Source organism: Shewanella sp. UCD-FRSSP16_17, assembly GCF_001675935.1.
Lineage (GTDB): Bacteria > Pseudomonadota > Gammaproteobacteria > Enterobacterales > Shewanellaceae > Shewanella > Shewanella japonica.
Genome location: NZ_LZFV01000035.1, coordinates 64,378 through 78,501, shown reverse-complemented (window position 1 = coordinate 78,501; position 14,124 = coordinate 64,378). Strand labels below are relative to the sequence as shown.

Annotated in this window: 10 protein-coding genes; all 10 read right to left on the bottom strand. The window is 43.2% G+C overall.

What is annotated here, in order from left to right:
* Window positions 1-29: 29 nt before the first annotated feature.
* The 10 genes from A9267_RS14230 to A9267_RS14185 all read right to left on the bottom strand — a co-directional run bounded on the left by A9267_RS14230 (window position 30) and on the right by A9267_RS14185 (window position 13,957).
* Window positions 30-1,004, bottom strand: a complete 975-nt coding sequence (locus tag A9267_RS14230; RefSeq protein ID WP_065109642.1) for an HlyD family secretion protein — start codon at window positions 1,002-1,004, stop codon at window positions 30-32.
* Entirely contained in the window at window positions 994-2,436 is a 1,443-nt protein-coding gene (locus A9267_RS14225; RefSeq protein WP_156669172.1) for a TolC family protein, read from the bottom strand. The genes A9267_RS14230 and A9267_RS14225 overlap by 11 nt, the downstream gene beginning before the upstream one ends.
* A 153-nt stretch (window positions 2,437-2,589) precedes the next feature.
* Complete coding sequence (gene tldD / locus A9267_RS14220; RefSeq protein ID WP_065109641.1) at window positions 2,590-4,038, bottom strand: metalloprotease TldD; 1,449 nt, start codon at window positions 4,036-4,038, stop codon at window positions 2,590-2,592.
* Between the two features lie 93 nt (window positions 4,039-4,131).
* The gene (locus A9267_RS14215) at window positions 4,132-4,971 is read right to left on the bottom strand and encodes a carbon-nitrogen hydrolase family protein (RefSeq protein WP_065109640.1); all 840 of its coding nucleotides are present in this window, start codon (window positions 4,969-4,971) and stop codon (window positions 4,132-4,134) included.
* Complete coding sequence (locus A9267_RS14210) at window positions 4,895-9,289, bottom strand: YhdP family protein (RefSeq protein WP_065109639.1); 4,395 nt, start codon at window positions 9,287-9,289, stop codon at window positions 4,895-4,897. The genes A9267_RS14215 and A9267_RS14210 overlap by 77 nt, the downstream gene beginning before the upstream one ends.
* Window positions 9,289-10,779 (bottom strand): ribonuclease G, encoded by a 1,491-nt coding sequence (gene rng, locus A9267_RS14205; protein ID WP_065109638.1) that lies wholly within the window; start codon window positions 10,777-10,779, stop codon window positions 9,289-9,291. The genes A9267_RS14210 and rng overlap by 1 nt, the downstream gene beginning before the upstream one ends.
* An 88-nt stretch (window positions 10,780-10,867) precedes the next feature.
* On the bottom strand, window positions 10,868-11,461 hold the full coding sequence (locus A9267_RS14200) for a Maf family protein (protein WP_065109637.1): 594 nt from the start codon (window positions 11,459-11,461) through the stop codon (window positions 10,868-10,870).
* A gap of 1 nt (window position 11,462) precedes the next feature.
* On the bottom strand, window positions 11,463-11,951 hold the full coding sequence (gene mreD / locus A9267_RS14195; protein WP_055022906.1) for a rod shape-determining protein MreD: 489 nt from the start codon (window positions 11,949-11,951) through the stop codon (window positions 11,463-11,465).
* Window positions 11,948-12,844, bottom strand: coding sequence for a rod shape-determining protein MreC (gene mreC / locus A9267_RS14190; protein ID WP_065109636.1), 897 nt, complete (start codon window positions 12,842-12,844; stop codon window positions 11,948-11,950). The genes mreD and mreC overlap by 4 nt, the downstream gene beginning before the upstream one ends.
* A gap of 63 nt (window positions 12,845-12,907) precedes the next feature.
* Complete coding sequence (locus A9267_RS14185; protein WP_055022908.1) at window positions 12,908-13,957, bottom strand: rod shape-determining protein; 1,050 nt, start codon at window positions 13,955-13,957, stop codon at window positions 12,908-12,910.
* Window positions 13,958-14,124 lie beyond the last annotated feature (167 nt).

The following is a 14,124-nucleotide window of genomic DNA, read 5'->3' as shown; positions in this document are numbered from 1 at the left end:
GCACCTTAATCAGTTTGTAACTAATGATGCTAATTGACACTTAACAGCACAGACATGCCGACTCTTAAATCTGCAATCGGGCGATTGGGGCGTAACTCAACTTCAAAGGTACGCATATCAAAGTCATGGCCACTTTCAGTGGATCGCCAAGTCGCAAAACTGCCCATCACGCTAATATGAGCAATGGTAAAGTCCTCAGTAACCTTTAATGCAGGAATGGTTAAGGCAACCGTTTGCCCTTGCTTGAAATCTGCCAATTGGTCTTCACGTATTTGCATGACAGCCCATGCATCAGTGATATCAATTAAACTGACAACAGGGAAACCACTCGGTGCTAGCTCACCTGCCTGTAATAAGACTTCGCTTACTTCGGCATTTTTAGGCGATCGCATTTGACTGTCAGCTAAAATTGCACTGACTTCCTTTACTGCACCTTCTGCCATGCGAGCATTACCAGCGGCAGCGGCTTTGGTTTCTACTCTCGCCCCTTCATCTGCCATCTGATACATGGCTAAAGCTGCTTGTTCGGTATATTGCGCTGCTTTCCACTGAGTAAATGCTTCATCACGCTTTTGTCTGGCCAGAACACCTTCATCAAATAGATTTTCAACTCGCTGATAGGTGGTTGCCATTAAATCGGTTGCCGCTTTGGCTTTTAACCATTGCTCTTTCGCCGCTGTCACTTGTTGCTGACGTGCCCCGTTATCCGCTTCTTGTTGCATGGCTTTGGCAGCATCACGCCCCCCTTCAGCTTGCATTAACTTTGCATCCAACTCAGGACTATTAATCGCATACAGTAAATCACCAACGGCAACTTTATCGCCTCGGCGCACCATCACTTGCTCAACTCTACCCGGTACTTTAGATGAGATATTGTATTCACGAGCCTCTATTTGCCCTTGTAACAGGTTTTCTTTCGGCTCAAATGCTAGTTTCAGACCATAACCCAATATCCCCAACAGGATAAGAATGGCGATAACTGCAATAATTCGATTAGCCCGCATTTTGATTCTCCTGAAGTTGGGTGCGTCCGATAAATTCATCTAATTGGCCACTAATTGTCATTAGCCTTGCATAAGCTTGCACGAAACGATATTGCGCCCCAAGCTGCTGAGTTTTAACTGCACTTAATTTTAATTCAGCATCCACTCGATCAATGGATGTTGATAGCCCCTGATTAAAGGCCAGTTCACGTAGGCGAAGGTTCTCTGTTGCTAACGCTAATGAGGCATTCAATGCTTTTACTTCTTCATCGGCCTGCTGTAGTTGTCGATAACTTTGATCAAGCAGCAAACTCAGGTCTTGTTGGGTTTGCGCCTTGGTATACTTAGCTTGCAATAAAGCACTTTGTGCAGCCTCAACTTTGCCACTGCGACCATCACGACTAAAGATAGGCACGTTTACCCCCACTCCAACCATCCAGTCAGGTTCAATTTGTGAGAACAAGCTATCGTCTTCATATAAGGTGTAATTACCATATAAAAACACTGTTGGATGGTAGCGACCTTTCTCTAGTTGAATGAGACCATTGGCTTGCGCTTCTTTCGCTTCCAGTAATTTGAGCGCTGGGTGCTGCGTTAAGGTCAACTGACTTAACCGAGGTAATGACGGCGACTGAGGCAAACTGAATAACCCTGAAGTAGGATCAGATTCAGGTAAATGCAGCATTCTTGATAGCGCAATTTGAGCCATTTCATGCTGACGCTTTGCACTGCCAAGGTTTACTTTGGCATTTTCTAGTGCCACTTGTGCATTTAAGCGTTCAACTTTTGCAATTTGTCCTTCACGTTCTAGTTTTTGTGCGTGAGACTCATGTTCGGTTAATGAGTCCACTAATTGCTGATTCGTTGCCACTAAGGTTTCTGTTACCGCCACAGCAAAGTAACGATCAACAAGCTGATTAAACATGTCTCTAGAGGTAAGCGAATATTGATGTTTTTTCTCTTCGACATGAGCAGCATGAATACCTTGAGCCGCGGTAATTTTACCGCCAGTATAGATTGGCCACATAGCTTGTAAGCTAGCACGGAAAATATCCTGCTCAGTAAAAGGAGTCACAAATAAAGAGCCAGGAATAGCCGCTAACGCTTCACCCAGTGCTGGAGGAAGCGCACCTGGGTCAATTGCAGCAATGGGATTCAGATCTCGTAAATCTAATTCAATGGGCTTTTCAAAACGGGTATAGCTACCAGCAAGATTTAATGAAGGCAAATTCATGTCTTCACCGGCTCGCTCTTCAGCTTCAGCACGGCTGACTTCTTGAGATTGGGCTTTTAATTTATCACTGACAGTTAATAACTGTTTCCATGCATTAGCAAACGAAAGCGATTCAGCGCTAACCACATGGGATAATGAAGCAGTGATAACAAATACCCCAATGGGTACTAGTGACAAGACTTGTCTTACTTTGATATTGAAAACAGCTAAATGCCTCATGAACCTCATCCTTTAGTTAGAGTAATAACTCTAAATTGGCGAATTATAACTAGTTTTACTGTTTACTTCTAGCGTAAGAGATTGATTTTAAATATTCTAAATGAGTGTAGTACAAAATAAAAAGGTGCCATTACAGCACCTTTATTTTTCCGTTTATGCCGTTCCACCAACGGTTAAGCTATCTAGTTTCAATGTAGGCTGACCCACACCAACAGGCACACTTTGTCCATCCTTACCGCAAACACCCACACCTTTATCTAACGAAAGATCATTACCGACCATCGAGATTTGGCTCATGGCTTCAGGTCCATTACCAATTAATGTGGCGCCTTTGATTGCTTCGGTCACTTCACCATTTTCAATCAAATACGCTTCGGAGGCTGAGAATACAAATTTACCCGAGGTAATATCCACTTGCCCGCCACCAAAGTTAGGAGCGTAAATGCCTTTTTTAACCGACTTAATCATCTCTTCTGGCGTCGAAGTACCCGCTTCCATATAAGTGTTTGTCATACGTGGCATAGGTAAATGAGCATAAGACTCACGGCGACCGTTACCCGTCGTAGCTTGTCCCATTAAGCGCGCGTTTAACTTATCTTGCATATAGCCTTTTAAGATACCGTTTTCAATCAAAGTCGTTTTTTGCGTTGGCACGCCTTCATCGTCGATGCTCAATGAACCACGACGATTTTCAATTGTACCGTCATCCACGACCGTCACTAACTCTGATGCCACTTGCTGACCCACTTTGCCACTAAATGCACTACTGCCTTTACGGTTAAAGTCACCTTCTAAGCCATGCCCTACCGCTTCATGTAACAATACACCAGGCCAGCCATTACCGAGGACAACGGGCATCTCACCTGCTGGGGCATCAATGGCGTTCACATTCACCTGCGCTTGACGTACAGCTTCTCGAGCAAACTCAAAGCAAACAGGTAAACCAGCTTCATCTGTCGCTAAAAACACACTGTAATCATGACGACCGCCACCACCAGCACTGCCACGCTCACGTTTACCATTGTCTTCAAGAATGACGCTACAGTTGAAACGAACTAAAGGTCTAATATCAGCAGCAAGCGTACCGTCACTGGCTGCAACTAAAATTTCTTCATGCACCCCTGATAAACTAACCACGACTTGGATAATACGTGTATCTAGACTGCGAATGTATGCATCGGTTTGTTTAAGCAGGTTGATTTTTGGCGCTTCTTCCATTGCTGCAATGGGATCGTCACTTTTGTATAGTGCGTGAGTATTGTGACGCTTAAAGGCATGCACCTGATGTTGCTGACCAGCGGTTGCGATACCTCGTGCAGCTTCAGCTGCTGATTGCAGCGCTGCTGGAGTAATTTCATCAGCATAAGCAAAGCCTGTCTTTTCACCCGTTATGGCTCGAACCCCTACGCCACGTTCAATATGAAAACTGCCTTCTTTAATGATGCCATCTTCTAATGCCCAAGTTTCATGGCGGCTACCTTGAAAATATAAGTCTGAAAAATCAATATTATGTTGGTGAATAATATTAAGGTAATCCTGTAGCCCATCAAGGGTTAACCCATCATGTAATAAACTTTGTTCAACTTGAGCTAGAAATGGCATTAATTCTCTCTTTAAGCCCTTTGGCTTGTAAAAATGTAATTCATCAATCGCAACAGCGATGTCTCATTTATCTTTCTGACTTTAATACATTGATTAAAGTGCTGTCGTTAGCACGGGTAAGTTAAAGCGGTTGTGCTCCACGACTGGAATTTGTTGTCTAATATCGTTTAGTTGTTGTCGGTCTATCTGACCTTGCACCCAACCTGTTCCCGTTTTTCGTTCGGCGACAATGTGACCCCAAGGATCGACAATCATACTCTGCCCCCAAGTTTCTCGGCTGCCTTGATTATGTTTGCCCCATTGATCAGCTGCCAGAATGTAACATTGACTTTCAATCGCTCTAGCTTGCACTAACACTTGCCAATGAGCTTCACCTGTCACTTTAGTAAACGCTGATGGCAGAGCAATAATATCAGCACCTGCAGCTCGTAAAGCACGGAATAAATCGGCAAATCTTACGTCATAACAAATAGCTAAACCCACTTTACCAAACGGGGTATCGATAACACTAATACGATCGCCAGGACAAAAAGTATCACTTTCACGATATGAGCGTGTACTGTCGGCAACGTCGACATCGAATAAGTGTAACTTATCATAACTGCCTAAGGTATCACCTGCATCATCAAATAAATAACTTCGGCTATATACCCGTCCATCATTCGCTAAAATAGGAATGGTTCCAGCCACCATATACACTCGATGATGTTTAGCCAATGCAGCTAAAGCCTGTTTCAGCTCACTGGTTTTATCATCTCCAGCGACTGATAACTGTTGCTGTTCATGACCACCAAATAACAAACTACATTCTGGTAATACAACGAGCTGAGGCTGATTTTCTTGCCTTGGAAGTTGACTAAGCTGCTCGTCGATAAAAGCTAAGTTGGCTTGAACATCCCTGCTGCTCTGACATTGCAGTAAGTTGACTTGCATTAGCGCCTCCTTGGCTTTGACGTTGCTGGTAATCAACAAATGATATCGGACTGCTACCCTCCCCTTTAGGAGCGTTATCGGAATCAGTCTCGGTTTGAGTATTGCTGTTAATAATGATGTTATCGCTGTTTTTGCTGCTATCCGCCTCGATACTGATTGCAGGTACATTGGAACTGTCTGGTACAGTCATCTCAGTTACAGTTTGAGTGCCAGAGTCATTGACATCTAATCGCTCACTCGCCTGTTGCAATTGGTCTTGTTGAGCACCTTGCAGATTGCTTTGTGGCTCAGTTTCCACTTTTTCGCGAGGTAAAATTGATTCAGGGATTTCGATTTCTTTACTCTTACGCTCTAACTCTTCTAGCAAAGGATCATTCATTGTACCGCCTAATCTGAAACGAATTTCAGAAATGACTTCAATGACTGGCTCCAATACTTTTGTGAGTGCAAAGGCGCCTAAGCCTAATGTCCAAGCGCTGGTACTTAATAGCACTACAGTTGGGACGCTCGAGGCTAATTGCGGAATAAAGCGAATATCGTAATTCAAACTTTGAGTGGTTAAGTCAGTATAGCCTCGTACTTTCATGTTGCCTGCTATCGCATCCATTTCTGTATCTGTGGTTTTTACGACGCCATTATCAATATCCAATGAGCCACCAAAAGAGTCGAAATATAACCCCTTGCCAAACACATCAGAGAAGTCTAACGAGAGTTTTCTCACTAACGAGTCCAAACTAAACAAGGAGAAAATACGAGCACCTTTATCGCTCACTTCAGATAAATACCCTTTACCCAAATCAAAGCGTAATTTGCCGTTTAAGGTTTCTAATGAGAATTCATACGGCGCACCTTGCCATGAAAACTCTCCCACCATATCCACAGGCGCATCTTTAAGACCAGGACTGATGCCTAACGCTTCAGATAACGCATCAAACTTGCTGGCTTTTACATTGACATCAAACGTGGTCATGCTTTTTCCTGCGGCGAACGTCCAATCTCCAGAGGCTTGCAGGCTGACTATTGGCCTCGTTAAGGTCAACGTTTGGAAGCGGTAGCCATTCTCATACGGTATTCCTTGTAGCACAAGGTGGCCTAAACGCGTTTTATATAAACCAAAATCATCTACATCAACTGCAAGTGGCGGTAAATTATCGAGTAAATTGCCTGGGGTAAATTCGGCATCTTCTGGCGCTTTCACATTAGGTGCTAAATGCAATTTACTGGCAACAATTTTAAGGCCTTGCTCGCGCCAACTTGGATAAAAATCAATATTACCCACCATCTGCTCTGATTCAATATCGAAGCGCCATACATGCTGAAGCGGCTTGGCTGTAAACGATAATTGCTCAAAGTTTTGACTTAAAATATTCAATGAACCAATTTGGGCATTGATTAAGGTTAACGGCGGGAAAAAGCTCACCTTGTCATCAAGGTCAGTAAGGTTAACTACTGGCTCTGATTCAACGTTTACTGAAGAAGATTGATTAGCCAGTTCAGCAATTGGCTCAATGTTTGACGTTTTAGCAGTATTATCAGGGGCAGTTTGCGCAGTTTCATCATTGACGACTATTGATTCTTTATCTACGATAACATCGATACTGGAAGTCACTTTATCAGTAAATTTACTGATAAGAGGTAGCCATGTGGTCAACTCAGCTTCTGGTAAGTCAATTTGAATGTGACCTTGGTTTTTAACGAGCTTATCACCCAGTTTAAAATGACGGCCGAGTAACAGATCATAATGTGCGAGGTAGTCACCACTTTGCTCATTAAACCCGCCCCAAAACTCAGCTTCTTTGCCTAACTTGATCCCTAAGGAAGACTGCTTGTTATCACCAATTAATTCAGCACGCAGCATTCTAGGTTCGTCGGCTGCTTTAGTAAAAGGAGCTGGTAAGGACAATGCTGTGCCTGTGAGATCTGAATTTAATTGTACTTGTAAACGATAACCAAGCGGATCAAAAATCATCGTTAACCCACCATCCCAATCTAGGCTTCCTGAATAATAATCAGATAATGGATTATCAATGTAATTCGGTAAATTATCTAAGTCCCATTGGCCGTTCAAATCGACGCTTAAAGCAAGATCACCGCTATTCGTTTGCTCTGTTGCAAAACTAAACTGCAATGGTTGCTCAAATAAATCTGCCGCGATTTCTTGACCACTCACTTCAGCATTAATAAATTCGACAGCGCCGCTCACACTGTTTAAATGCAGCCCGGGAGAGGTGATATATACGGCATTATTATCGAAGGTTATCACGCCTTTATTGTTCGCTTTCGCGCCATCATAAAGCGGAATGGTTAAATCTAAATCACTCACAATGTCACCAGAGATTTGCACAACATTGAGTGTTGAGCCCACTGAAGTTTTAAGCGGTGAATTATCAATAACGGCTTTGGCAGCATCAGCATCTGCGCTAACCTCAGCTTCAATTCTTAAGGTCGTTTCTTTACCCATATAAGGAATATAAACGTGTGCACCGCCGGCATCCACATCCAATAACTTCCCTTTGTTAACAACAATATCCATTGCCGCATTTTCAAATAATGCATAAAGGCTTAACGCTTCAACTGCTGGCCAATCGGGTTGAAACAAAAATGCACCATCATTTAAATTAAAACCTGCTTGAAAGATGCCAGAATGATCTTGATATGGAAACTGATTAAGTTGACCGTGCCAGACAATTTCAGCGTCAGGAATTTGGCCTTTTTTAAGCGATCCATTTAGATAATCTACCAAGTTATCGCTCATCGCATCTAACGGAAAATAACGACCCGCATGTTCAACATTATTGATGGCTAAGTTAGCATTTAAGGCAAGGTGTGCTTGCTCTAATAAATCCAGTTGCATTGATGCAGCGAGATCGATATCGGCATTGCTAAAGTGAACATGAGGTAATATCAGGCGCGACTTATCGACGTTATATTGAACTTGAAATGCATCACCTTTAAGCGCAAGCGGAGCTTCAAACCCATCTTGAAAATCAAGTTGATAATCTTGTGCTGGGAACTCAGCATTGACTAAGCCATTGGCCCAAGAAAAGCGTAAATCAATTGGGGCACTACCGGGTATTCCCTCTGTAGCAGACCACTTGAGTTGGTTAATTTCGGTTTTGAGTAAGAATGGTTTCCCTGACTCTTTAAGTAATTGCAGCGGCCCAATAACGCCACTTGGTGACAACTCTTGCCATTGAGCCACGCCCTTTTCTCCCATTTTAGGAAATAAAGGGAGCAATGGCGTGAGCACTTCAGGCGCAATTTCATTTACGCTAACCGATAAGTCACTGTAGTTAGTTTTCAGTGATAAATTAAGCTCAGGCCATGGAACACCATTGGTCGAAAAGTCTAAATCATGGCTTGTAACTTGCCAGCCATTGTCATTTGGTTGCCACTTTAACGCACCGCCATTAATCGCAAACTTTTGCAGTTGTTCATTATTTTGCTGATCAGATGTATTCCACTGCAACCAGCTTGGTTCGAACATCAACAAGCCTGTATTGATAGTTCGATGCTCTATACCTAGCCAAGCTTTAAGATTTACAACACCTTCAAATTCAATACTATCTAATTTTAATAAAGGGTCATGTTGACGTGAAGCCCACTCACCTAGATCTAATGATTCAGCAGAGAGATAAATTTGACCCACTAATTCATCAGGTTTGTAGCCATCGCCAGTGACATCAATTCTGAGAGCCAATAATTCACTTGCTGACGCTTCTGAATCCAAATGCATAAAGCCTTTCGCTTGGTGAAGGCCTGGTTGGTTATGCCACATCAAATTACTGATAAATATTGGTCTAAAATCATGGCTATGACTTAGCAACTGTAACGTACCGTCACTGATAGAAAAATATTCAAGCTGCTCAAGTAACAAGGCATATAACCAATCTAAATTGGTACTCGCATCCTCATCGCTTTTCGAACTAGAAAGCTCATCTACATTTAACGCAACATGGATGCCATCAAATTTTACGGTTTCAATTTTAGGGGACAGAGTGAGTAATGTTTGCCAAAAATCGAGTTTTAAGTGCACTTTGTTGGCGATTAAGGTCACAGGTAGCGATGGCTGTGGGGGAATAACGAGATTATTAACCGTTAATGCAGGTCCAAACGCTTGCCACTCGGCACTGAGTTTACCCACTTGAACTTCAATCTGATATTGCTCTTTGAGGTAATTCACCACTTCGTATCGCGCTTCAGGAAGCTGAGGTATTAATCCTCGGATGAGACTCACCGCTAGCGCAAATAGTACCAGTACTACGGCTACAAATTGGAACAAAAAACGACACACTTTTACGGTTTTACTTTTGGGCACTACACCATCACCACGTCATACTTATTTTGAGTATATAAAGTCTCGTTTTGCAGGCGGATCTGTTTGCCAATATACACTTCTAATTCTGCTAATAAGTGGCCTTCTTCAGTACTTAAACTTTTGAATACCGCCGGTGAACAGTACAGCAAAAACTCATCTGCTGCGTATGCTCGATTTAATCTAATAATCTCTCTGAATATCTCATATGAAACCGTTTCAACCGTTTTCATTGAGCCTGTACCTTGGCACGCAGGGCACTCACCGCACACCACATGCTCTAAACTTTCACGGGTACGTTTACGGGTCATTTCAACTAAGCCTAAGCCTGAAAAACCACTTACACTCGTTTTAACACGATCAGTTGTTAAGGCTGCTGTTAAGCTGTCTAACACCCGCTTTTTATGATCATCATTCATCATGTCGATAAAATCGATAATGATGATGCCACCTAAATTTCGCAGCCGTAATTGTCGAGCAATAGCTTGAGTTGCTTCTAGATTGGTATTAAAAATGGTTTCGGCAAGGTTTCTATGGCCAACAAAAGCGCCAGTATTAATATCAACCGTTGTCATGGCCTCTGTTTGATCGATAATCAAATAACCACCCGACTTCAGTTCTACTTTACGACCTAATGCACGCTGAATTTCATTTTCTACATCGTACAGTTCAAAAATAGGAGAAGGGCCAGCGTAATGCTCAATTTTGTCTGCGATTTCTGGCATGAACTCTTGAGCAAACCCTTGAAGTTCTGCAAAAGTACGTCTTGAGTCGACTTGAATATGATCAAGCTCCTCACCGACAAAGTCTCGAATAATACGCACTTGAAGCGCTAAATCTTGATACAGGAGAGTGGCACCTTTACGTTTACGGCGTTCGCTCACTTTCGCCCAAACACGACGTAAAAATGCAGCATCTTGGGCTAACTCATCATCACCCACTCCCTCCGCTGCGGTGCGAATAATAAAGCCACCATCTTCATCGACATAGGGTTCGGTAATTTTCTTTAGGCGAGCACGTTCTGTTTCTTCTTCAATACGTTGAGACACGCCGACATGACTTGAGCCTGGCATAAAGACGAGATATCGAGAAGGAAGAGTTATATCTGTGGTTAAACGAGCACCTTTGGTGCCAAGGGGATCTTTAACCACTTGAACCATAATGTCTTGGCCTTGGCGCACGAGCTCAGCAATATCACGCACCACGAAATTACCTTTTTCTACAYCGGCAACACATTCAGTATGCGGCACAATATCTGATGCGTGTAAAAAGGCAGCTTTTTCGAGTCCGATATCAACGAATGCGGCCTGCATACCCGGTAATACTCGGCTGATTTTACCTTTATAAATATTACCAACTAAGCCACGTTTCATTCGGCGTTCTATATGAACTTCTTGTAAAACGCCATGCTCAACAAGTGCAACTCTGGCTTCTGTTGGCGTAACGTTAATCAGTAATTCAGATCCTTTTTTACGCTGTGCTTTTGTGTGCATAAGCCACCTGTTTAACGCCGCGCTTCAAGGATAATGTATTACCAGCAAAAATAGGTGTGGTAACATTCACATGTTGGCGAACGAAAGATTAAGTTAATTCAATTTGATTCATTTCATGGAGCAGTTCACGCGTTTCTACTAACGGCAATCCTACGACGGCGGAATAACTCCCCATGATAGACTGTACGAAACAACCACCTAGCCCTTGTATGCCATATGCACCGGCTTTATCCATAGGTTCTTCGGTGTTGATATACGCATCGATAGCCTCTGCTGATATCTCGCAAAATGTCACTTGAGTCTGGCATAAACGAGTCAGCGTTATTGCACCGTTGGTCACCGCTACTGCCGTCATAACTTGATGAGTTTGACCCGATAACAAGGTTAACATACGCTTTGCATCATTAATGTTTTCAGGCTTACCTAAAATTTCCTCGCCCATAACGACAATAGTATCTGAACCCAACACTTTCGCAGCTGGCTCATCATTGCATAAGGTCAAACCCACTCTGGCTTTTTCTTTAGCTAAACGGACAACAAACTCGGCAGCAGGTTCATTATCGTGGTGCGACTCATCAATATCTGGTGCCACTTGCCTAAAGGTAAAATCTGACTCTGTAAAAGCTGCTTCAGCAAAAAGCGCTTTACGTCTTGGCGAAGTCGAAGCGAGAACCCATCCCATATTAACGGACCTTATATCGGCGACGAATATTTCGTAAAACCCAAAATACCCACCACCACATGAAAATACTGGACACTGCAGGCAAAAACATTGACCAATCAAATGCCACGCCGTTCACTACAAACTCAACCCAGTAAATAATAAAATGATACAGGCAAATAAAAATAGCGACCAAAATAGACTGCTGCCAGCGAGTAAAATTACGTAATCGTTGTGATTGCATTACAATCACATAAATCACAATCGAAAAAGCAAGTGAACGAATACCTAAGGTTGCACCTAGTAGCACATCCAGTAATACTCCTAATACCCAAGCTGTTAAAATACTATAGCGATGTGGCAATGCCATTGCCCAATAGATCATTACCATCAATAACCAATCAGGACGCCACGCCTCGACGATTTTGGGTAACGGCATAATCTGAAACATCATGCCAATAAATATGGTCACTAGCACGACAAAGCGGCCATTGGCGATATGCGCACTCATTGGCTTACCTCATCTTCCGCTGATTCAATATCAAGTTCAGCCTCGTTCACCATGGTAGCAGGATCAACTTGCTCTTGTGTGCCATCATCAGGCCATATGAGCAACACATAACGGATCCTATCAAGTGCCGCTAATGGCTGAGCTGAAACAACCGAATAACTTTGCCCAGCATCCCGTGCAATTGTCATCACTCGTGCGACAGGATAGCCTTCTGGAAAACGATTCCCAAGTCCTGATGTAACCAGTAAATCACCAACTACGATATCGGTACTTTTGGCAACATGTCGCAATTCAATTTCGTCGATATCCCCAGTGCCTTGTGCTACGGCGCGAACATCATTACGGGTAATTCGAACAGGGATCCCATGAGTAGGATCAGTTACTAATAACACCCGACTCGTCAGCTCGCTGACTTCAATCACCTGTCCAACAACCCCTTGGGCATCAACGACAGACTGGCCGACAAATACCCCTGTACGTGCACCGTGATTTAACACGACATAATGCCTGAAGGGATCACTTGCCACTTCCATGACTTCTGCAACCACTTTTCGAGCATCCATATGCACTGGAGAGCCGAGTAACGCCCGAAGGCGTTCGTTTTCTTGACGTAAATGTTCAAAGCGCTGTAATCGCTCAGACATCATAAGTTGTTGACGCAATAATTCTTTATTTTGCATCGCCAACATATTTCGCGTAGCGATGGAGTCAGCTGACCAATCCAACAATAAACCGGGGACATTCGCTAAATATTGTAAGGGACTTAAAACTGAGGAAATGGACTGACGAATGGGATCTAGACGATCATTGGCGATAAGCAACACCACCGACAAAAATATTGCCAGTGTTAATCTAAATTGTTGCGATATACCACGAACAAAAATGGGTTTCATAATATGTAGGCGGTGACACTCTTAACATACTTGTCAGAATAAACACCGCCGTTGTTTCGCTCTTTAGTTCTCTTCAGAGAATAAGTCACCACCGTGCATGTCGATCATCTCAAGGGCTTTACCGCCACCTCGAGCAACACACGTTAATGGATCATCAGCAACCATGACAGGAATGCCAGTTTCTTGCATTAATAAACGATCTAAATCGCGTAATAATGCACCACCACCTGTCAGCACCATGCCACGCTCTGAAATATCAGAAGCCAGTTCTGGCGGAGACTGCTCTAATGCAACCATAACAGCACTTACAATACCTGATAAAGGCTCTTGCAGTGCCTCTAAAATTTCATTGCTGTTCAAAGTGAAACTTCTTGGAACACCTTCTGCAAGGTTACGACCACGAACTTCAATTTCAAGCACTTCATCACCTGGATAAGCAGTACCGATGGTATGTTTAATACGCTCTGCGGTTGCTTCACCAATCAAGCTGCCGTAATTACGACGAACGTAGTTGATAATGGCGTCATCAAATTTATCACCACCAATACGCACTGATGATGAATACACCACACCGTTGAGCGAGATAATCGCAACTTCAGTTGTACCACCACCGATATCAACGACCATTGAACCAGTCGCTTCTGAAACAGGTAAGCCTGCACCAATCGCCGCAGCCATTGGTTCTTCAATTAGGTAAACTTCACGCGCACCAGCACCCATGGCTGATTCACGGATCGCACGGCGCTCAACTTGGGTTGCACCTACCGGTACACACACAAGCACACGTGGACTTGGACGGAAAAAGCTATTGTTATGCACTTGCTTGATGAAATGCTGCAGCATTTTCTCTGTCACATAAAAGTCAGCGATAACACCGTCTTTCATTGGACGAATAGCTTGAATATTGCCAGGTGTACGACCTAGCATTTGCTTTGCATCTGTTCCCACAGCAGCTACTGATTTTTGTCCGCTACTGCCACGTTCGCCACGGATGGCTACCACCGATGGTTCGTTTAACACGATACCTTCGTCACGAACGTAAATTAATGTATTTGCCGTACCTAAATCGATCGATAGGTCGTTTGAAAAAACTCCACGCAGCTTTTTGAACATGTATCTAGCCTGTATTCTGTAACATCAGAAAAAAGAAAAATCAGGTAACTTTATCAATGCCACTGGTTTTCCACAAGACCGAACAGGTTAACAATCGCTAATCTAGGTGTTTTTTTTACAATAATGCTAAATTAATCCATCAGCGCAGAAAAACACCAACTATTCGA

Coding starts and splice junctions, on each gene's coding strand:
- A9267_RS14215 (WP_065109640.1), bottom strand. CDS start 4,971: ATGCAAGTCAACTTACTGCAATGTCAGAGCAGCAGGGATGTTCAAGCC.
- A9267_RS14200 (WP_065109637.1), bottom strand. CDS start 11,461: ATGGGATGGGTTCTCGCTTCGACTTCGCCAAGACGTAAAGCGCTTTTT.
- mreC (WP_065109636.1), bottom strand. CDS start 12,844: ATGAAACCCATTTTTGTTCGTGGTATATCGCAACAATTTAGATTAACA.
- tldD (WP_065109641.1), bottom strand. CDS start 4,038: ATGCCATTTCTAGCTCAAGTTGAACAAAGTTTATTACATGATGGGTTA.
- A9267_RS14225 (WP_156669172.1), bottom strand. CDS start 2,436: ATGAGGCATTTAGCTGTTTTCAATATCAAAGTAAGACAAGTCTTGTCA.
- A9267_RS14185 (WP_055022908.1), bottom strand. CDS start 13,957: ATGTTCAAAAAGCTGCGTGGAGTTTTTTCAAACGACCTATCGATCGAT.
- A9267_RS14230 (WP_065109642.1), bottom strand. CDS start 1,004: ATGCGGGCTAATCGAATTATTGCAGTTATCGCCATTCTTATCCTGTTG.
- mreD (WP_055022906.1), bottom strand. CDS start 11,951: ATGAGTGCGCATATCGCCAATGGCCGCTTTGTCGTGCTAGTGACCATA.